We start from the raw sequence: 20,247 nt of genomic DNA, 5'->3' as shown, positions 1-20,247 counted from the left end.
CCATGCCTGGCGGTAAGCCGGTGAAGGGCCGGCACCAGGCCCGCAAGCGCGCGGTCGACTTGCTGTTCGAAGCCGAGGCCCGCGGGCGTAGCCCCGCCGAGATGGCCGAGGCCCGCGCGGCGCTGGCCGAAACCAACCCCGAGGTGGCACCCGTGCACCCTTACACGACGGCGGTGGCCCGCGGCGTCACCGAGCACGCCGCGCACATCGACGAGCTGATCGCTTCGCATCTGCAGGGCTGGACACTGGACCGGTTGCCCGCGGTGGACCGTGCCATTCTGCGGGTTGCGGTGTGGGAACTGCTGCACGCCGACGACGTGCCGGAGCCGGTCGCCGTCGACGAGGCGGTTCAGCTGGCCAAGGAGCTGTCCACCGACGAGTCGCCCGGCTTCGTCAATGGGGTGCTGGGCCAGATCATGTTGGTGACACCGCAAATCCGCGCGGCCGCCCAAGCCGTCCGCGGAAGGCGCGAGCCATGACCCGGCTGGAACTGCGGGTCGCAATCGCCGCCGTGCTGGCGGCCACGGTCGTGCTGGGTGCCGTGGCGTGCGCCGCCTACGGGCTGGCCGTCGTCGCCGGCGCATTGGCGATCTACGCGCTGGGCGTCGGCGCCTGGCTGTATCACTGCATCGAGCGCTACCTCGTAGCGCATCGCATCAGCACCGTGCGCTCGGCGGCCAAACCGTTCCAGCCGCTGCTTCCGGTGATGGCCGCGATCATGGGTCTGACCCAGGCCGTGGTGCGCTCGCTCAGCGACGTCACCGACTTGCCGTCGCGGCGCTGGGACTCGCCGGTGCGACGGTGGATGGAGATCACCCGCAGCAGGTCAGGGCCCGGGGACGACTCCGACAAGTGATGTCGATGCCCCGCCGGGCCGTAGCGCAACGTCCAGGCCTCTTATAGCGCGTCCAGGAGACGGTCGAGATCGGCTTCGGTGTTGTAGAGGTGAAACCCGACACGCACCGCCCCCGCGCGTACGGCTGCGCGGATCCCGGCCTTTTGCAACGCATCAGCCGACTTGGCGATGGGGATTGAGACGATCGCGGAATCCATTGGCGCGAGCTCCAATTCGGCCCGCAGCCGATTCGCGAGCCCCACCGTGTGCGCCTGCACAGCGTTGCGATCCAGTGCCGCCAGCCACGCCAGGGACAGTCCCGCGCCGAGCAAGCTGAACCATGCCGGCCACGAGTCGAATCGCCGGGCATCACCGGCCAGTCGCATCGGCAAACCGTACAGCGAGGACCACATGTCTTCTGCCGCAAACGGATTCGCCATGTGCGGTATCAGCTTTTCGAACATCCGGTCGCTCAACGACATCCAGGCCACGCCCCGCGGCCCCAGCAGCCACTTGTAGCTGGCTCCGACCGCGACGTCGGCCCATGACAGCTCGACGTCCATCCACCCCAACGCCTGTACCGCATCGATCACCGTGATCGTGTCGGACCCGGCGACGCTGCGGCGCAGCGACTCGACGTCGAGCAGCGCGCCGTCGGCCGACTGCACGAGGCTGACGGCGACCACGTCGAAGTCGGCGGCGCTGCTCTCGAGCTGGCCGTGCGGCAATTCGGTGACGCTCACACCGCGAGCCGCCTGAGCCGCGAACGGAAAGGTGACGCTGGTGTACTCGCCAGGCACGGTCGCCACCCGGGTGCCGTCCGGGATGGACGCGGCGACCAGGCCGATCAGCGACGAGGTGCTGTTGCCGATGGCTACCCGCCGCGGGTCCGTCCCGGTCAGCGAGGCATACGCGGCTCGGCTGGTGGCCATGAGCTCGACGAACGTGCTCACCTCGAGGCTGCCGTGCTGCCACGAGCGCACACCGTCGCGCAGTGCCTCGGCGACAAACCGGGGCGGCACACCATAGGTAGCGGTGTCCAGGAATCCGTCGGCACCGTCAAACTCGGCGCCAAAAGCTTCGCGTGTCACCCCACCACCTTGACGTATGCGTGCTCGCTGTCACACGCTGCGGGGTCCGATGCCGTGTGCCGCCTCGGCGACGGCGTCGGCCAGCGGATCGACGAACATGCCCGCACTACCGTGCCCGGGCTCTACGCCGCCGGCGATCTCGCGGGCTTGCCGCACAACTACATGATCGGCGCATTTTGTCTTCGGCGATCTGGCCGGTGCGGATGCGGCGTCGGCATTGCCCGATATTGCTGCGCCGCAACGTCTTCCCGAGGAGCAGTTGCGCAATGTGCACGAGCTGATTTACCGGCCGTTGCGCCATCCCGACGGACCGCCCCAGCCGCAGGTCGAATAGCCCGCCGCCAGGGATGCGCTGGGCATCGCGGTCAAAGACCGCGATGCCGACGTGCGCGCTTACGCCCGCCGCGCGCTTGCTCACTGGCCCGCGCAACGGGCGCCACGGCTTGACCACGCCGCGACACACCGCGAGACGCCGCCAATCTATGAGATATGTGTCCAATTACGGCAATCTGTGTCCACCCGAATCACTAGGCTTGCCTACCGTGACGACTTCGGGCGGCTCGGCCAATCACCGCCTGACAGTGGATGACTGGGTCCAGACCGGGTTCCGGATCCTCGCGGAGGAGGGCGTCAAGGCGCTGACCATCGACCGGCTGTGCCGCCGTCTCGGCGTGACCAAGGGCAGCTTCTACTGGCATTTCAGCGACATGAAGGCCTACCGTCGGGCGCTGATCGACACCTGGGCCACGGTTCGCGACGAGGATCGCGGATTTTTCGACTCGGTCGCCGACGACCCGCCGCGGCAACGGCTGTCGCGGATGATGACCGCGATGGTCGGCCCGCGGCATTGGATGCTCGAGCGCGCGATGCGTGAATGGGCGCGCTCCGAGCCCGCGGTCGCGGCCGCAGTACGCGAATCCGACGAGCGGGTGGTTGCCGCCGTGCGGCAGGCCTTCATCGACGACGGTTTCGACCCGGACGAGGCGGACATGCGCGCCAACGCCACTTTCGCCGCGGGCATCGGCTTTTTGCATCTGTCCGGTTCGCGACCGAACCCGCGGGCCGCCGGGCGCCGCGAGCGATTTCTCGACGTGATGCTGCGGCACTAGCGAGGCCGCACACTCGTTCGAGCGAAATCCTACAACCCCAGCGCGCGATAGGTGCGACGCACGAACTTCGGTTGTACCGCTTGCAATTTGGCGCGCGACGTGTTGCCGGCAACAGCAGCCGCAGCGTCCGACGACAACGTCGGGAGATTCTGAACCAAGTACAGCACAATGAGGTCCGCGGACGGATCAGCCTGCCACCACGTCCCGTAAGCGCCGGGCCAACTGAACGTACCCAGCCCGCCCGGCCCGAACAGCGGCGCGGATTTCGCCGGATCGGTCACCACTGACAGGTTCAACCCGAACCCGCGGCCAATCCAAAACGGCGAGCCCAGAAAGGGATGCTGCTTCTGCTGGGCGGTGAGCCGATCGGTGCGCATCGCCCGCGCTGATTCGGCCGACAGCACCCGCACCCCGTCCAGTGTCCCGTCGCGCAACAGCATCTGCGCGAAACGCAAGTAGTCGTCGGCGGTCGACCACAGCCCGCCGCCGGCGTTGGGAAACGCCGGCGGCGCCAGCTGCGGCGGGCCCATCACGTCGTGTCGCAGCCGGTCGTCGTCATCCAGCCGGTACATGGTTGCCGCTCGGGAGCGCTTCTCGGCTGGGACGAAAAACCCGGTGTCGCACATGCCCAGCGGCTGCAGGATTCGCTCGTCAAGGACCTGGTGAAATGGTTTGCCCTCGATCCGCGACACCAGCACGCCGACCACGTCGATGCCATGGCCGTAGGTGAGCCGCTCACCCGGCTGGTGCACCAGCGGCAGCTCGGCCAGCGCGGCCAGCCAGGCGTCGGGGCCCTGCCCGAACGGCAGCCGTACATAGGCGCGCGAGATCGGGCCGGTGACCGAAAATCCGTACGCCAGACCACTGGTATGGGTGAGCAGATCTTCGACCAGGATCGCCCGCTGCGCACGATGGGTGCGCTCCAGCGGGCCGTCGGGGTCGTCGAGCACGCGCATGTCGGCGAATTCCGGTAGCCAGCGCGTGATCGGGTCGCGCAGCGCGAGCTTGCCCTCGTCGACCAGGCTCATCGCAGCGGCGACGGTCACCGGCTTGGTCATCGATGCGACACGAAATATGGTGTCGCGCTGCATCGGTAATCCGGCATCGACGTCACGATAGCCGATTTCGTTGACTTGCAATATTTTTCCATGTCGCCAGACGACCGTCACCGCGCCGGCGAGCAGACCGGCGTCGCAGGCCTCCCGGATGGATTGCTGATTGCCGTCGAGCTTCATGAGCGCAAAAAGCTGGTCATTGTCGGTAGCCTAGCGTTCGCCATCGGTCCGTTAGGCGGCGTGCAGGTCGGCGAGGGACACCGCTATTCGGGTCTCGACCTCACTGACCGTGACCATCAGGGGCCCGGGTTGCGGTGGTGCCGTCGAGTGGTAATGCATCCCCGTCGGTGTGGTGAATTGTGCTGTGTGCCGACCGGTTTCATCCAGGCTCGCGGTGACCCGCCAGCCAGGCGATTCCTTGACGTAATTGCAGCGCTCACACGAACCGAGCCCGTTGGTGACGTCGGTCGGTCCGCCGCGGCGGTGCGGCAGCGCGTGGTCGCGGTGTCGGATCGGGGCATCACAGTAAGGGGTGCGACAGCGCTGGTCACGCAGGGAAATAAAGGCGGCAAGGCCGTTGGGGAAGCGGCGCGCCCGCGACTCCATCGCCACTAAGGCCCCGGAGCGCGGATGCCGGTAGAGCCGGCGCAGCGTTGCCCGCGACCGGGCATCGGTAACCGCGGCGCCAACCATGTTGCACGCCACGCTCGCCGGGATCGGGCCATACCCGTCGATCCGCGCCGCGGCGTCGGCGCCGCCCAGCAGGGTCTCATCAGAGATGACCAGGTTGACCGCGACCGGTTCGGCGACGTCGGCAGCACGTCCGGTGACGCGTTCGACCAACGTGTCGGCCATCACCTGCCCTCGCGTGCGGTCATCGAAGGTGGTGTCGGCGGCCCGCTTGAGCGCCGCATACACCGAGACGCCCTGCGCGACCGGCAACAACGCCGTCACCCAGGTCATGGTGTCCGGGGCGGGGCGAATCGTCACCGTGCGCTCGGACGCGGCCTTTGCGGCCCGGTCGACCACCGCCTGCGCGTTGAGCCGGTAGGCGATGTCCTTTGCGGCGGCGGCGATCCGCGCATCGCCCATGCCGTCCAATGCCGACATGTCGGCACACAGCTCCGCATCCAGTGCGCGGCGGTCCTCGACGTCCAAACAGGCCGATTCCCGAACGATCAGCGTGGCCCGCCATTCCGACAATTGGCCGGCCTCCAGCGCGGCCAGCGTGTGCGGCATCTCGTGAACCAATGCCTTCGCCAATCCGAGGTGCCGGCCACCCCGGGCCGGCGAATCCCGTCGCGCAAGTGCGATCTCACTGGCCACCCCGCGGCCACGCTCGGCCGCCGGCACCCCGGCATCGGCCTCATTGGAGCGACGCAACGCATCGAGCGCCGCCGCCGCTCGTGCCTGACCCGCAGCCGCGGCCGATTTCAGCCGCTCCAGCGCGGCGATGCGCTCGACCAGCGCTGATTCGTCAGCGGTAGGGTCGACCGCGGCGAAATCCTCGAACATAGGTGCGATGCTAGATCACGCCACCGACAAGTGGCGCGCGCATAGTTCGCACCGCATCGCCACGCGCCGGCCTGCATCGACGGACCTGAGCCGCCAAGTGCTACGCTGCCGGGCAGTCGACATCCTTTAACGATCCGTCCGGCGAGGCGGAGAAGGAGGTCAAGTTTCCCATGGGTGCCGCGGGCAAGACCGGCGTAGGCAGCGAGCCCCGAGAATTGATGTCGGCGGCCGACGTGGGACGCACCATTTCCCGCATCGCTCACCAGATCATCGAAAAGACCGCGCTCGACGCGCCCGAGGCCCCGCGCGTGGTGCTGCTGGGCATCCCCACCCGCGGCGTGATCCTGGCCGAGCGGTTGGCCCGCAACATCGGCGAGTTCTCCGGTGTCAACGTCGATCACGGCGCGCTCGACATCACCTTGTACCGCGACGACCTGATGCAAAAGCCGCCGCGGCCCCTGGAGGCCACCTCCATCCCGCCCGGCGGCATCGACGACGCGCTGGTGATCCTCGTCGACGACGTGCTGTACTCGGGGCGCTCGGTGCGCTCCGCACTCGACGCGCTGCGCGATATCGGCCGGCCGCGGGCCGTGCAGCTGGCGGTGCTGGTCGACCGCGGGCACCGCGAACTGCCGCTGCGGGCCGACTACGTGGGCAAGAACGTGCCCACCTCCCGCAGCGAAAGCGTGCACGTGCTGCTGGCCGAACACGACGGCCGCGATCAGGTGGTGATCTCGCGATGACGCGACACTTGCTGGCCGCCGGTGATCTGAGCCGTGATGACGCCACCGCGATCCTCGACGACGCCGACCGGTTCGCCCAGGCCCTGGTGGGCCGTGAGGTCAAGAAGCTGCCGACGCTGCGCGGGCGCACCATCATCACGATGTTCTACGAGAACTCCACCCGCACCCGGGTGTCGTTCGAAGTGGCCGGCAAGCTGATGAGCGCCGACGTGATCAACGTCAGCGCGACGGGATCGTCGGTGGGCAAGGGCGAATCGCTGCGCGACACCGCGCTGACCCTGCGCGCCGCCGGCGCCGACGCGCTGGTGATCCGCCACCCCGCCTCCGGTGCGGCGCATCGGCTGGCCGACTGGACCGCCACCGAACAGGGTGGGCCCTCGGTGATCAACGCCGGCGACGGGACCCACGAGCACCCGACACAGGCGCTGCTGGACGCGCTGACCATCCGGCAGCGCCTCGGCGGCATCGACGGGCGGCGCATCGTGATCGTCGGCGACATCCTGCACAGCAGGGTCGCCCGCTCCAACACCCATCTGCTGGCCACGCTGGGCGCCGACGTAGTGCTGGTGGCACCGCCGACGCTGCTGCCGGTGGGGGTGGCCGAGTGGCCGGTCACCGTGTCCTACGACCTCGACGCCGAACTGCCCGCGGCCGACGCGGTATTGATGCTGCGGGTGCAGGCCGAGCGGATGCACGGCGGCTTCTTCCCTTCTGCCCGCGAGTATTCGGTGCTCTACGGGCTATCCGACCGGCGTCAGGCGCTGCTTCCCGGCCACGCGGTGGTGCTGCACCCCGGCCCGATGCTGCGCGGCATGGAGATCGAGTCCTCGGTGGCCGACTCGTCGCAATCCGCTGTGCTGCAACAGGTTTCCAATGGGGTGCACGTGCGGATGGCGGTGCTGTTCCACGTCCTGGTCGGAGCACAGGAGGCTGCAGCGTGAGCGTCGTGATCCGCGGTGTGCGCCGCTACGGCGAGGGCAAGCGCGTCGACGTGCTCGTCGACGACGGGCAGATCGCCGACATCGGTGCGCGACTACAGATTCCAGAAGACGCCGACGTGATCGACGCCACCGGGCAGATACTGCTGCCGGGTTTTGTCGACCTGCACACCCACCTGCGTGAACCGGGCCGCGAATACGCCGAAGACATCGAAACAGGCTCGGCCGCCGCTGCTTTGGGCGGATACACCGCGGTGTTCGCGATGGCCAACACCAACCCCGTGGCCGACAGCCCAGTGGTCACCGACCACGTCTGGCAGCGCGGCCAGCAGGTGGGTTTGGTCGACGTTCACCCGGTCGGCGCGGTCACAATGGGACTGGCCGGCAAAGAGCTCACCGAGATGGGCATGATGGCCGCCGGCGCCGCTCAGGTGCGGATGTTCTCCGACGACGGCAACTGCGTGGCCGATCCGTTGGTGATGCGCCGTGCCCTGGAGTACGCCACCGGTCTGGGTGTGCTCATCGCTCAGCACGCCGAGGAACCGCGGCTCACCGTGGGCTCGGTCGCCCACGAGGGGCCCAACGCCGCGCGGCTTGGCCTTGCCGGGTGGCCGCGGGCGGCCGAGGAGTCGATCGTCGCCCGTGACGCGCTGCTGGCCCGCGACGCCGGCGCCCGGGTGCATATCTGCCACGCCTCCACCGCCGGCACCGTCGAGATTCTCAACTGGGCTAAGGCGCAAGGTATTTCGATCACCGCCGAAGTCACCCCGCATCACCTGATGCTCGACGATTCCAGGCTCGCAACCTACGACGGCGTGTACCGCGTGAACCCGCCGCTGCGTGAGTCGGCCGATGCGGCGGCGTTGCGGCAGGCTCTGGCCGACGGGGTAATCGACTGTGTGGCCACCGATCACGCGCCGCACGCCGAACACGAGAAGTGTGTCGAATTCGCCGCCGCGCGCCCGGGCATGCTCGGGCTGCAGACCGCGCTGTCGGTGGTGGTAGCCACCATGGTGGAGCCGGGCCTGCTGGGCTGGCGTGACGTCGCCCGGGTGATGAGCGAAAACCCGGCACGCATTGCCGGGTTGCCCGATCACGGCCGCCCGCTGGAGGTGGGCGAGCGGCCAACCTCGCCGTCGTCGACCCCGACGCCACCTGGACCGTCACCGGCTCCGCACTGGCCAGCCGGTCGGCCAACACCCCCTACGAATCGATGACGTTGCCGGCGACGGTGACCGCGACGCTGCTGCGCGGCAAGGTCACCGCTCGCGACGGAAAGTGCCCGGCATGAACCCCGCAACGCTGCGTGCCGTGCTGGTTCTCGAGGACGGCCGGATCTTCACCGGGACACCGTTCGGCGCGATCGGCCAAACCCTCGGCGAGGCGGTGTTTTCCACCGGAATGTCCGGCTACCAGGAAACCCTGACCGACCCCAGCTATCACCGCCAGATCGTGGTGGCCACCGCGCCGCAGATCGGCAACACCGGGTGGAACACCGAAGACTCCGAAAGCCGCGGTGATCGGATCTGGGTGGCCGGCTACGCGGTGCGGGATCCGTCACCGCGGGTGTCGAACTGGCGGGCCACGACCACGCTGGAGGACGAACTGGTCCGCCAGCGCATCGTCGGCGTGGCCGGCATCGACACCCGCGCCGTGGTGCGTCACATCCGCAACTTCGGGTCGATGAAAGCCGGAATCTTCTCCGGCGCCGCCCTGGCCGAGCCGGACGAGTTGATCGAGCGGGTGCGCGCCCAGCCCCCGATGCTCGGCGCCGACCTGGCCGGCCAGGTCAGCACCGCCGATACCTATGTCGTCGAACCCCAAGGGCCGCATCGGTTTACCGTCGCCGCACTCGATCTCGGCATCAAAACCAACACGCCGCGGAACTTCGCCCGGCGCGGCATCCGCAGCCATGTGCTGCCGTCGTCGGCGACCTTCGAGCAGATCGCCGAGATCAAGCCGCACGGCGTGTTCTTGTCCAACGGCCCCGGCGATCCGGCCACGGCCGACCACGTCGTCGCCGTCACCCGGCAGGTGCTGGACGCCGGAATCCCCTTGTTCGGCATCTGTTTCGGCAACCAGATCCTGGGCCGCGCACTGGGTCTGTCCACCTACAAGATGGTGTTCGGCCACCGCGGTATCAACGTGCCGGTGATCGACCACGCCACCGGGCGGATCGCGATCACGGCGCAAAACCACGGCTTCGCGGTGCAAGGCGAAGCGGGTCAGCGATTCGACACCCCGTTCGGACCGGCGATCGTCAGTCACACCTGCGCCAACGACGGCGTCGTCGAAGGCGTCAAACTGGCCAGCGGGCGCGCGTTTTCGGTGCAGTACCACCCGGAGGCGGCAGCCGGTCCGCACGACGCGGAATACCTGTTCGACCAGTTCGTCGACCTGATGGCAGGAGAGGGGCACTAGTGCCGCGCCGCACCGACCTGCGCCACGTGCTGGTGATCGGCTCCGGGCCGATCGTCATCGGGCAGGCTTGCGAGTTCGACTACTCGGGCACCCAGGCCTGCCGTGTACTCAAAGCCGAGGGCTTGCAGGTCAGCCTGGTCAACTCCAACCCGGCCACGATCATGACCGACCCGGAGTTCGCCGACTACACCTATGTCGAACCGATCACCGCGGCCTTCGTGGAACGCGTTATCGCCCAACAAGCCCAGCGTGGCAACAAGATCGACGCGCTGCTGGCCACTTTGGGCGGGCAGACCGCGCTGAACACCGCGGTCGCCCTTTATGAGAACGGGGTGCTGGAACGCTACGGTGTGGAGTTGATCGGCGCCGACTTCGACGCCATCCAGCGCGGCGAGGACCGGCAGCGGTTCAAAGACATCGTCGCCAAGGTCGGTGGCGAATCCGCCCGCAGCCGGGTGTGTTTCACTCTTGCCGAGGTTCGCGAAACGGTCGCCGAGCTCGGCCTGCCCGTGGTGGTGCGCCCGTCGTTCACCATGGGCGGCCTGGGCTCGGGCATGGCGCACAGCGCCGAAGAAGTCGAGCGGATGGCCGGCGCCGGGCTGGCCGCCTCGCCCAGCGCCAACGTGCTGATCGAGGAATCCATCTACGGGTGGAAGGAATTCGAGCTCGAGCTGATGCGCGACGGCCACGACAACGTGGTCGTAGTGTGCTCGATCGAAAACGTCGACCCGATGGGCGTGCACACCGGCGATTCCGTGACGGTGGCCCCGGCGATGACACTGACCGACCGCGAATACCAGCGGATGCGCGACCTGGCGATCGCGATCCTGCGCGAGGTCGGGGTCGATACCGGCGGCTGCAACATCCAGTTCGCGGTCAACCCTCGTGACGGCCGGCTGATCGTCGTCGAGATGAACCCGCGGGTGTCGCGCTCGAGCGCGTTGGCGTCGAAGGCCACCGGGTTCCCGATCGCCAAGATCGCCGCCAAGCTCGCCATCGGCTACACCCTCGACGAGATCCTCAACGACATCACCAAGCAGACCCCGGCCTGCTTCGAGCCCACCCTGGACTACGTCGTGGTCAAGGCGCCGCGGTTCGCGTTCGAGAAGTTCCCGGGCGCCGACCCCGCACTGACCACCACCATGAAATCGGTCGGCGAAGCGATGTCGTTGGGCCGCAACTTCATCGAAGCCCTCGGCAAGGTCATGCGATCGCTGGAGACCAGTCGGGCCGGGTTCTGGACGACGCCAGATCCGCCGGGCAGCGCTGACGAAACCCTGCGGCGGCTGGCCAGCCCGTCGGAAAACCGGCTCTACGACATCGAATTGGCACTGCGACTGGGTGCCACAATCGAGCAGGTGTCCCAGGCCAGCGGCGTCGACCCGTGGTTCGTCGCCCAGATCGCGCAACTGGTCGAGTTGCGCTCGGAGCTGGTCGACGCCGCCGTCCTCGACGCCGGCCTGCTGCGCCGCTGCAAACACAGCGGGCTTTCCGACCGCCAGATCGCGGCGCTGCGACCGGAACTGGCCGGCGAAAACGGCGTGCGCTCGCTGCGCAGCCGGCTCGGCATCCACCCGGTGTACAAGACCGTCGACACCTGCGCCGCGGAGTTCGAAGCCAAGACGCCGTACCACTACAGCAGCTACGAGCTCGACCCCGCCGCCGAAACCGAAGTGGCCCCGCAAACCGAAAAACCCAAAGTGCTCATCCTCGGTTCCGGGCCTAACCGGATCGGTCAGGGCATCGAATTCGACTACAGCTGCGTGCACGCGGCAACGACGTTGAGCCAGGCCGGGTTTGAAACCGTGATGGTCAACTGCAACCCGGAGACGGTGTCCACCGACTACGACACCGCCGACCGGCTGTACTTCGAGCCGCTGACCTTCGAAGACGTCCTAGAAGTCTTCCACGCTGAAAACCAGTCGGCCCAGGACGGACCCGGTGTGGTGGGCGTCATCGTGCAATTAGGGGGCCAGACGCCGCTCGGACTGGCGCAACGGCTGGCCGACGCGGGCGTTCCGATCGTCGGAACCCCGCCGGAGGCGATCAATCTGGCCGAGGACCGCGGCGCGTTCGGTGACGTGCTCGCGACGGCGGGGCTGCCGGCCCCACGATACGGCACCGCGACAACGTTCGACCAGGCTCGCCGCATCGCCGCCGAGATCGGCTATCCGGTGCTGGTGCGCCCGTCCTATGTGCTGGGCGGCCGCGGCATGGAGATCGTCTACGACGAGGAAACGCTGGAGGGCTACATCACCCGCGCCACCGAGCTTTCCCCCGAGCACCCGGTGCTGGTGGACCGTTTCCTCGAGGACGCCATCGAGATCGATGTCGACGCCTTATGCGACGGCAGCGAGGTCTACATCGGCGGCATCATGGAGCACATCGAGGAGGCCGGGATCCACTCCGGCGACTCCGCGTGCGCGCTGCCCCCGGTGACATTGGGCCGCACCGACATCGAGAAGGTGCGCAACGCGACCGAGGCCATCGCCCACGGCATCGGCGTGGTGGGCCTGCTCAATGTGCAATTCGCACTCAAAGACGATGTGCTCTACGTGCTGGAGGCCAACCCCCGCGCCAGCCGCACCGTGCCGTTCGTCTCGAAAGCAACCGCGGTACCCCTGGCCAAAGCTTGCGCGCGAATCATGCTGGGCGCCAACATGTCCCAACTGCGCAACGAAGGCATGCTCGCAGCGACCGGTGACGGGGCGACCGCAGCGCCGGACGCGCCGATCGCGGTCAAGGAAGCCGTGCTGCCGTTCCACCGGTTCCGCACCGTCGAGGGCGCCGGCATCGACTCGCTGCTCGGCCCGGAGATGAAGTCGACCGGCGAGGTGATGGGCATCGACCGCGACTTCGGCAGCGCGTTCGCCAAAAGCCAGACCGCCGCCTACGGTTCGCTGCCGGCGGAGGGCACGGTGTTCGTGTCGGTGGCCAACCGCGACAAACGCTCGCTGGTATTCCCGGTCAAGCGGCTGGCCGACCTAGGCTTTCGGGTGCTGGCCACCGAAGGAACCGCGGAGATGTTGCGCCGCAACGGAATCCCCTGCGAGGTAGTTCGCAAGCATTTCGAAAAGCCCCGCCCGGACCGGCCCGCCCTCTCCGCGGTCGACGCGATCCGGGCCGGTGAGGTCGACATGGTGATCAACACCCCCTACGGCAACTCCGGTCCGCGCATCGACGGCTACGAGATCCGCTCGGCCGCGGTGGCGATGAACATCCCCTGCGTGACAACGGTGCAGGGCGCCTCGGCGGCCGTGCAGGGCATCGAGGCAGGCATCCGCGGCGACATCGGGGTGCGCCCCCTGCAGGAACTGCACCGCGCGCTGAGCAACGGCGGCCACTAGCATGCCCGGATTCGGGGCCCGGCTGCGCGACGCTATGTCGCAACGCGGCCCGTTGTGTCTGGGCATCGACCCGCATCCCGAGCTGCTGCGCGCCTGGGATCTGCCCGCCACCGCGGAGGGCCTTGCCGCGTTCTGCGACACCTGTGTCGAGGCGTACGCCGGCTTCGCCGTGGTCAAGCCCCAAGTGGCGTTCTTCGAGGCGTACGGCGCGGCCGGATACGCGGTGCTGGAACACAGCGTCGCCGCGTTGCGCGAGGCCGGCGTGCTAGTGGTGGCCGACGCCAAGCGCGGCGACATCGGCTCCACGATGGCCGCCTACGCCCAGGCCTGGATCAGTGACTCGCCGCTTGCGGTCGACGCCGTCACCGCGTCGCCATATCTGGGTTTCGGTGCGCTGCAACCGCTGCTGGACGCCGCCGCCGCGCACGCGCGCGGAGTGTTCGTGCTGGCTGCCACGTCCAATCCGGAGGGGGCAATCGTGCAGCGCGCCAACGTCAACGGCCGCACCGTGGCCCAGCTGATTGTCGACGCGGCGGCGGCGGTCAACCGGGCGTCACTGCCCGGGCCCGGCTTCGTCGGCGTGGTCATCGGCGCCACCGCGGCCGATCCCCCCGACGTCAGCGCATTGAACGGGCCGGTCCTGGTGCCCGGCGTGGGGGCGCAGGGGGACGGGTGCGGGCGCTCGGCGGGCTGGGCGGCGCGGCGCCCGGGCAACTTCTGCCCGCGGTGTCGCGCGACGTGCTGCGGGCGGGGCCCCGTGTCGCAGACTTGCGCGCGGCGGCAGAACAGATGCGAGACGCCGTCGCCTATCTCGCGGCCGGCTAGCCGACGCCGTCAGGGGAGCTCGTCCGGGGTTTCGACGATGACGTTGGTGGCCTTGACGACGGCCACGGCCACACTGCCCGGCTCCAGTTTCAGCTCGTGCGCGGCCTCACTGCTCATCAGGGACACGACGGTGAAAGGCCCGCATTGCATCTCGACCTGCGCCATCACCTTGTCGGTGATCACCTTGGTGACCAAGCCGACGAACCGGTTGCGCGCCGAGCTGGCCACGCCCAACGGGTTCGGCGGCAGCGGGCGCGTGTTGGTGCGCCAGAATTCGGCTAGCTCGTCCCCGGCGATCACCTTGCGGCCCGACTGGTCGAGGCTGACCGACAAGCTGCCCTGGTCGATCCACCGCCGCACGGTGTCGTCGCTGACACCCAGCAGTTCGGCCGCCTCCCGGATCCGCATTTTGCGCATAGCCAATCGTATGCGCTACGTACGGCGCCCAGTGTGTCCCAGCCGCCGCGAATGCGGCGCAAACCGCCAAATGTGGCCGTCTCCCGGATCGGCCTTGGTGTCGGCCCGCCTAAATCGGTCGGCAGACAGCGAAACCAAGTGGGAACATCGTAGTTGTGACCGGGTCAACTGCAGGAACCAAAAGCCAGGCCAGTACTGCCGCACCCCACGTCGTCGTCTTGTTCGGCGCCACAGGGGATTTGGCGCGCCGCAAGTTGCTTCCCGGATTGTTTCACCTCTGGATGTCCAGGCTGGCGCCCGAACTGCGGATGGTCGCAACGTCGCTGGAGGAGCTCGACGACGAAGGTTTCCGCAAGCTCGCCGCAGAAGCATGCATGCAGTTCTCGCGGCGTGAGGTGTCCCGGGAGGATCTCGACAAATGGCTGCAGACCTTGCGGTACGTCCCGCAGAGCAGCGGAGCCGGCGCGCTCTCGGCCGCGGTCACCGAGCAGGCCGCGCACCTCGAGGGCGAAGTACGGCTGCTGCACTACCTGAGCGTCCCACCCAAAGCCGTGATCCCGGTGATCCAGATCCTCGAAGATGCCGGCCTCGTCAAGGGTGCCCGGGTGGTGATGGAAAAGCCATTCGGCACCGACCTGGAAAGCGCGGTGGCGCTCAACGCCGCGATCCACGAGAAGTTCGACGAATCGCAGATCTTCCGGATCGACCATTTCCTGGGTAAAGAAGCTGCGCAGAACATCCTGGCGTTCCGATTCGCCAACGGTTTGTTCGAGCCGATCTGGAACCGGACATTCATCGACCACATCCAGATCGACGTGCCGGAAAAGCTGTCATTGGAAGGGCGAGCGGCGTTCTACGAGCCGATCGGCGCCTTCCGTGACATGGTGGTCACCCACCTGTTCCAGATCCTCGCGTTCGTGGCGATGGAGCCACCGACCGCGCTGGCTTCGCGGGCGATCAGTGCCGAGAAGAACAAGGTGTTCGAGTCCATGCTGCCGCTCGACCCGCGCAACGTGGTGCGAGGCCAATACCGGGGATATCGCGAAGAACCCGGCGTCTCACCGGAGTCCGACACCGAGACGTTCGTCGCGCTGAAATGCGAGATCGACAACTGGCGCTGGGCGGGCGTGCCGTTCTATCTGCGCACCGGCAAGTGCATGGCCGAGGGCCAGCGGATCATCTCGATCGCGTTCCGGGAACCACCCAAGAGCATGTTCCCGCCCGGCTGCGGCATCGGCCTGCACGGCCCCGATCACCTCACCTTCGACCTCGCCGACGAGTCCAAAGTGTCGCTGTCCTTCTACGGCAAACGTCCCGGACCCGGAATGAAGCTGGACAAGCACAGCCTGCAGTTCGCGATAGCCGAGACCGAGGCCGTCCGCGACGTGCTGGAGGGCTACGAGCGGCTGATCCTGGATGCCATGCACGGTGACCACACGCTCTACACCACGTCGGAAGGTATCGAGCGGCTCTGGGAGGTCTCCGCCCCGCTGCTCGAGGATCCACCGCCGGTGCGCAGCTACGACATCGGCTCGTGGGGCCCAAACGCCATTCACCAGCTCATCGCCCCGCACGCATGGCGGCTTCCGTTCGACCGAGCCTGGCGCAGCGCGAAGTAAGCTCACCGGCCCTGGGCGCACCGAGCTACTACGCAACGTAGTTGCGTTGTCTTTTGCGTGCGACGCGCCGCGCGACACGCGCGACACGCCGCGACATGCGAAATGGGTCAAGATTGGCTGCCGACCGCCGTTGCTGGCGCGGCAAGTGGCCTCGCGCCGCGGGCTGCACAACCCAGCGCCGGGGTCGAAACGCCTGGTAGATGCCGTGTTTTCGGCTCCAGGCGCACGCATGCGACCGTGCCGGGCGGGGTCGGGCGAACCGGCTTCACCGAGGTCGAACATCGCCTTTGTCGCCGCCACAAGCTGCGCCTTTGTGGCTTCAAGCAGGGGGGCGGGTTAGATTTCGTCAGGCAGCGTGGGTACGGTCGTCTCCGCTGGCTGGAGTACCCGGCTGAGATACACACAGATCGATGAGACGGAGGAATCGTGGCCCTTCCCCAGTTGACCGACGAGCAGCGCGCCGCCGCGTTGGAGAAGGCTGCTGCCGCACGTCGAGCGCGAGCCGAACTCAAGGATCGGCTCAAGCGCGGCGGCACCAACCTCAAGCAAGTGCTCAAGGACGCCGAGACCGACGAGGTCTTGGGCAAGATGAAGGTTTCCGCGCTGCTCGAGGCGCTGCCGAAAGTGGGCAAGGTCAAGGCGCAGGAGATCATGACCGAGCTCGAGATCGCGCCGACCCGACGGCTACGCGGGCTCGGCGACCGCCAGCGCAAGGCATTGCTGGAAAAGTTCGGCTCCGCCTAGCCCGACAGATGAGCGCCGACGGGGAACCGGACGGCGAGCACGACCCAAACCTGCGGCCGGCGACGGCAGGGCGCGTGGTCGTGCTGTCCGGCCCCTCTGCCGTCGGAAAGTCGACGGTGGTCCGGTGCCTGCGGGAGCGGATTCCCGACCTGCACTTCAGCGTGTCGGTCACCACTCGGGCACCGCGGCCAGGCGAGGTCGACGGCGTCGACTACCACTTCGTCACACCGGAGCGCTTCCAGCAACTGATCGACGACGGCGCGCTGCTGGAGTGGGCCGAGATCCACGGCGGGCTGCACCGGTCGGGCACCCTGGCACAGCCGATTCGCGATGCCGCCGCGACCGGACATCCGGTGCTGATCGAGGTCGACCTGGCTGGCGCCCGAGCGGTCAAAAAGGCGATGCCCGAGGCAGTCACCGTCTTCCTGGCGCCGCCGAGTTGGGAGGATTTGAAGGCCCGGCTGGTCGGCCGCGGCACCGAGACGCCCGAGGTGATCCAACGGCGGCTCGACACGGCCCGCGCCGAACTGGCAGCCCAGGGCGACTTCGACGAGGTCGTGGTCAACGATCGATTGGAGACCGCGTGCGCGCAATTGGTATCCTTGCTGGTGGGAACGCCGGGTCCAGGGTGAATCGGCTTGTCTGGCCGTTAGTCGTTCCCAGCCGCACTACTTTGCCAGGAGAAATTTTTCAGTGAGTACTCCGCAGCCCGACGCGCCGTCGGCCACCAAGGAGCAGTTCGATCCGACTCTGGGTGGCACCGTCACCTACGACCCGCCGCTGGGCCTCACCAATCCGCCCATCGACGAGCTGCTGGAGCGCGTTTCGAGCAAATACGCCCTGGTGATCTACGCGGCCAAGCGGGCACGGCAGATCAACGACTACTACAACCAGCTCGGCGAGGGCATCCTCGAGTACGTCGGGCCGCTGGTGGAACCGGGACTCCAGGAAAAGCCGCTGTCCATCGCGCTGCGCGAAATCCACGCCGACCTGCTCGAGCACACCGAAGGCGAGTAAGTAGGCGTCGCGGCATGGACCGCAAGCGGATCGTCGTCGGCGTCTCGGGAGGCATCGCCGCCTACAAGGCGTGCACGGTCGTCCGTCAGCTCACCGAAGCGGGCCACCGGGTCCGGGTGGTCCCCACCGAATCGGCGTTGCGTTTCATCGGCGCGGCCACCTTCGAGGCGCTTTCCGGCGAACCGGTACACACCGGGGTCTTCGACGACGTTCCCCTGGTGCCGCATGTGCACATCGGCCAAGAGGCCGACCTGGTGGTGGTTGCCCCCGCGACCGCCGACCTGTTGGCTCGCGCGGTGGCCGGCCGGGCCGACGATCTGCTGACCGCGACACTGCTCACAGCCCGATGTCCGGTGCTGTTCGCGCCGGCGATGCACACCGAGATGTGGCTGCACCCAGCCACCGTCGACAACGTGGCCACGCTGCGGCGCCGCGGCGCGGTGGTGCTGGAACCGGCATCCGGGCGGTTGACCGGTGCCGACAGCGGTGCCGGGCGGCTACCCGAGGCCGAGGAGATCACGACCTTCGCCCAGCTGCTGCTGGAGCGGCCCGACGCCCTGCCCTACGACCTGTCCGGCTACAAGATGCTGGTGACCGCCGGCGGCACCCGCGAGCCGATCGACCCGGTGCGCTTCATCGGCAACCGCAGCTCGGGCAAGCAGGGCTACGCACTGGCGCGTGTCGCCGCGCAACGCGGTGCCGAGGTGACCCTGATCGCCGGGCACACCGCCGGGCTCATCGATCCCGCCGGCGTCGATGTGGTGCACGTCAGCTCGGCAGCGCAGCTGCGCGACGCGGTATCCAAACATGCCCCCGACGCCCATGTGCTGGTGATGGCGGCCGCGGTCGCCGATTTCCGTCCGGCGCAGGCCGCGACCGCCAAGATCAAAAAGGGCGTCGAGGGACCCCCGACCATCAGGCTCGTGCGCAACGACGACGTGCTGGCCGGCGCGGTGCGGGCCCGCGCCGACGGGCAGCTGCCCAACATGCGAGCTATCGTCGGGTTCGCCGCGGAGACCGGCGACGCACAAGGCGACGTGCTGTTCCATGCCCGAAATAAGCTGCGCCGCAAGGGCTGCGATTTGCTGGTGGTCAACGCGGTCGGTGAAGGCAGGGCGTTCGAGGTCGACAGCAACGACGGCTGGCTGCTGGCCGCCGACGGCACCGAGTCGGCGCTGCAGCACGGCTCCAAGACGCTGATGGCCAGTCGTATCGTGGACGCCATCGCCGCCTTTCTGCGCAGCGGCAGCGGGTAACTCCGATCGCGGCGCCCGCGCCGCCGGACGGGTGGACAGCGCGACGATATAATTCGTCTGGCTAACATTTTGATGGTTGTGGCGGAAGGATCTGGGCGTGAGCGAAAAGGGTCGGCTGTTCACCAGCGAGTCCGTAACCGAGGGACACCCCGACAAGATCTGCGACGCCATCAGCGACTCGGTGCTCGACGCCCTGCTGGCCGACGATCCCCGCTCACGGGTCGCCGTCGAGACCATGGTCACCACCGGCCAGGTGCACGTCGCCGGCGAGGTCACGACCAGCGCCAAGGAGGCGTTCGCTGAGATCACCGACACCGTGCGCAGCCGCATCCTGGAGATCGGCTACGACTCCTCAGACAAGGGCTTCGACGGAGCGTCGTGCGGAGTGAACATCGCCATCGGCAGGCAGTCCCCCGACATCGCGCAAGGCGTCGACACCGCCTACGAGGCCCGCGTCGAGGGCGTTGCCGACCCGCTCGACGCGCAGGGCGCCGGTGACCAGGGCCTGATGTTCGGATACGCGATCAAAGACACCCCGGAGATGATGCCGCTGCCGATCGCGCTGGCCCACCGGCTGGCCCGCCGGCTGGCCGAGGTCCGCAAGAACGGTGTGCTGCCGTATCTGCGCCCCGACGGTAAAACCCAGGTCACCATCGCTTACGAAGGCAACACCCCGGTCCGGTTGGACACCGTCGTCATCTCCACCCAGCACGCCCCCGACATCGGTCTGGACATGCTGACTCCCGACATCCGGGAAAAGGTCCTCAACACCGTGCTCGACGACCTGGCCCACGACACCCTGGACGCCTCCGAGGCACGGCTACTGGTCAACCCCACCGGCAAGTTCGTGCTCGGCGGGCCCATGGGCGACGCGGGGTTGACCGGCCGCAAAATCATCGTCGACACCTACGGTGGCTGGGCACGCCACGGTGGCGGCGCCTTCTCCGGCAAGGATCCCTCCAAAGTGGACCGCTCGGCGGCGTATGCGATGCGCTGGGTGGCTAAGAACGTCGTCGGGGCCGGGCTGGCGGAGCGGATCGAGGTGCAGGTCGCCTACGCCATCGGCAAGGCCGCACCGGTCGGGCTGTTCGTCGAGACGTTCGGCACCGAGACCGTCGACCCCCTCAAGATCGAGAAGGCCATCGGCGAGGTGTTCGACCTGCGGCCCGGGGCGATCATCCGCGACCTCGATCTGCTGCGGCCCATCTACGCGCAGACCGCGGCCTACGGTCACTTCGGCCGCACCGACATCGACTTGCCCTGGGAGCGACTCAACAAGGTCGACGACCTCAAGCGCGCTGTGTAACACGCGCCG

The 20,247-nt window shown here is 68.0% G+C and carries 17 protein-coding genes and 3 pseudogenes; 16 read left to right on the top strand and 4 right to left on the bottom strand.

What is annotated here, in order from left to right:
- The first annotated feature begins 2 nt into the window (after positions 1–2).
- Together nusB and MYXE_RS14110 are read left to right on the top strand one after the other, a co-directional pair.
- Positions 3–479, top strand: coding sequence for a transcription antitermination factor NusB (gene nusB, locus MYXE_RS14115; protein ID WP_003920167.1), 477 nt, complete (start codon positions 3–5; stop codon positions 477–479).
- Positions 476–856: an antitermination protein NusB gene (locus tag MYXE_RS14110; protein ID WP_085198528.1), complete on the top strand. Its 381-nt coding sequence runs from the start codon at positions 476–478 to the stop codon at positions 854–856. The genes nusB and MYXE_RS14110 overlap by 4 nt, the downstream gene beginning before the upstream one ends.
- Before the next feature lie 41 nt (positions 857–897).
- Here the strand turns inward: MYXE_RS14110 and MYXE_RS14105 are convergent, their stop codons facing one another.
- Positions 898–1,926 (bottom strand): aminotransferase class V-fold PLP-dependent enzyme, encoded by a 1,029-nt coding sequence (locus MYXE_RS14105; protein ID WP_085198526.1) that lies wholly within the window; start codon positions 1,924–1,926, stop codon positions 898–900.
- Positions 1,927–2,010: 84 nt separating this feature from the next.
- Between MYXE_RS14105 and MYXE_RS14100 the strand changes: the two are divergent.
- Together MYXE_RS14100 and MYXE_RS14095 are read left to right on the top strand one after the other, a co-directional pair.
- Positions 2,011–2,257: pseudogene (locus MYXE_RS14100) on the top strand (hypothetical protein); the annotation flags it as partial.
- Between the two features lie 211 nt (positions 2,258–2,468).
- Positions 2,469–3,035, top strand: coding sequence for a TetR/AcrR family transcriptional regulator (locus MYXE_RS14095; RefSeq protein WP_039889922.1), 567 nt, complete (start codon positions 2,469–2,471; stop codon positions 3,033–3,035).
- 29 nt (positions 3,036–3,064) lie between these two features.
- Here the strand turns inward: MYXE_RS14095 and MYXE_RS14090 are convergent, their stop codons facing one another.
- Together MYXE_RS14090 and MYXE_RS14085 are read right to left on the bottom strand one after the other, a co-directional pair.
- Entirely contained in the window at positions 3,065–4,270 is a 1,206-nt protein-coding gene (locus MYXE_RS14090; RefSeq protein WP_085198524.1) for a serine hydrolase domain-containing protein, read from the bottom strand.
- Positions 4,271–4,321: 51 nt separating this feature from the next.
- Positions 4,322–5,605, bottom strand: a complete 1,284-nt coding sequence (locus MYXE_RS14085) for an HNH endonuclease (RefSeq protein ID WP_085198522.1) — start codon at positions 5,603–5,605, stop codon at positions 4,322–4,324.
- 170 nt (positions 5,606–5,775) lie between these two features.
- On the opposite strand from MYXE_RS14085, the gene pyrR reads away from it, so the two are divergent.
- From pyrR to pyrF, 6 genes and pseudogenes are all read left to right on the top strand, one after another.
- Positions 5,776–6,348, top strand: a complete 573-nt coding sequence (gene pyrR, locus MYXE_RS14080; RefSeq protein ID WP_003920173.1) for a bifunctional pyr operon transcriptional regulator/uracil phosphoribosyltransferase PyrR — start codon at positions 5,776–5,778, stop codon at positions 6,346–6,348.
- The gene (locus MYXE_RS14075; RefSeq protein WP_003920174.1) at positions 6,345–7,289 is read left to right on the top strand and encodes an aspartate carbamoyltransferase catalytic subunit; all 945 of its coding nucleotides are present in this window, start codon (positions 6,345–6,347) and stop codon (positions 7,287–7,289) included. The genes pyrR and MYXE_RS14075 overlap by 4 nt, the downstream gene beginning before the upstream one ends.
- A pseudogene (locus MYXE_RS14070) lies at positions 7,286–8,577 on the top strand (dihydroorotase). Before MYXE_RS14075 ends, MYXE_RS14070 begins: the two are co-directional and overlap by 4 nt.
- The gene (carA, locus tag MYXE_RS14065) at positions 8,574–9,707 is read left to right on the top strand and encodes a glutamine-hydrolyzing carbamoyl-phosphate synthase small subunit (RefSeq protein ID WP_039889869.1); all 1,134 of its coding nucleotides are present in this window, start codon (positions 8,574–8,576) and stop codon (positions 9,705–9,707) included. The pseudogene MYXE_RS14070 and the gene carA overlap by 4 nt, the downstream one beginning before the upstream one ends.
- Complete coding sequence (gene carB, locus MYXE_RS14060; protein WP_085198520.1) at positions 9,707–13,054, top strand: carbamoyl-phosphate synthase large subunit; 3,348 nt, start codon at positions 9,707–9,709, stop codon at positions 13,052–13,054. Before carA ends, carB begins: the two co-directional genes overlap by 1 nt.
- 1 nt (position 13,055) lies before the next feature.
- Positions 13,056–13,879, top strand: a pseudogene (gene pyrF, locus MYXE_RS14055) (orotidine-5'-phosphate decarboxylase).
- A 9-nt stretch (positions 13,880–13,888) separates the two neighbouring features.
- Here the strand turns inward: pyrF and MYXE_RS14050 are convergent.
- Positions 13,889–14,296 (bottom strand): TOBE domain-containing protein, encoded by a 408-nt coding sequence (locus MYXE_RS14050; protein ID WP_085198516.1) that lies wholly within the window; start codon positions 14,294–14,296, stop codon positions 13,889–13,891.
- A gap of 155 nt (positions 14,297–14,451) precedes the next feature.
- Between MYXE_RS14050 and zwf the strand changes: the two genes are divergently transcribed.
- From zwf to metK, 6 genes are all read left to right on the top strand, one after another.
- Positions 14,452–15,915: a glucose-6-phosphate dehydrogenase gene (zwf, locus tag MYXE_RS14045; RefSeq protein ID WP_085198514.1), complete on the top strand. Its 1,464-nt coding sequence runs from the start codon at positions 14,452–14,454 to the stop codon at positions 15,913–15,915.
- Between the two features lie 426 nt (positions 15,916–16,341).
- A complete protein-coding gene (gene mihF / locus MYXE_RS14040; protein ID WP_003920181.1) occupies positions 16,342–16,659 on the top strand; it encodes an integration host factor, actinobacterial type in 318 nt (105 codons plus the stop codon).
- 8 nt (positions 16,660–16,667) lie between these two features.
- The gene (gene gmk, locus MYXE_RS14035) at positions 16,668–17,291 is read left to right on the top strand and encodes a guanylate kinase (protein WP_003920182.1); all 624 of its coding nucleotides are present in this window, start codon (positions 16,668–16,670) and stop codon (positions 17,289–17,291) included.
- Positions 17,292–17,352: 61 nt separating this feature from the next.
- The gene (gene rpoZ / locus MYXE_RS14030; protein WP_003920183.1) at positions 17,353–17,676 is read left to right on the top strand and encodes a DNA-directed RNA polymerase subunit omega; all 324 of its coding nucleotides are present in this window, start codon (positions 17,353–17,355) and stop codon (positions 17,674–17,676) included.
- Between the two features lie 14 nt (positions 17,677–17,690).
- Positions 17,691–18,932 carry a bifunctional phosphopantothenoylcysteine decarboxylase/phosphopantothenate--cysteine ligase CoaBC gene (gene coaBC / locus MYXE_RS14025; RefSeq protein ID WP_003920184.1) on the top strand — a complete coding sequence of 414 codons (1,242 nt, stop codon included), beginning with the start codon at positions 17,691–17,693 and terminating at the stop codon, positions 18,930–18,932.
- A gap of 97 nt (positions 18,933–19,029) precedes the next feature.
- Positions 19,030–20,238: a methionine adenosyltransferase gene (gene metK, locus MYXE_RS14020; RefSeq protein ID WP_003920185.1), complete on the top strand. Its 1,209-nt coding sequence runs from the start codon at positions 19,030–19,032 to the stop codon at positions 20,236–20,238.
- The last annotated feature ends 9 nt before the right edge of the window (positions 20,239–20,247 follow it).

It is taken from the genome of Mycobacterium xenopi, assembly GCF_009936235.1.
In the GTDB taxonomy this organism is placed as follows: domain Bacteria; phylum Actinomycetota; class Actinomycetes; order Mycobacteriales; family Mycobacteriaceae; genus Mycobacterium; species Mycobacterium xenopi.
Note: the sequence above shows the minus strand (reverse complement) of the source record. Positions and strands in the feature narration are given on the sequence as shown.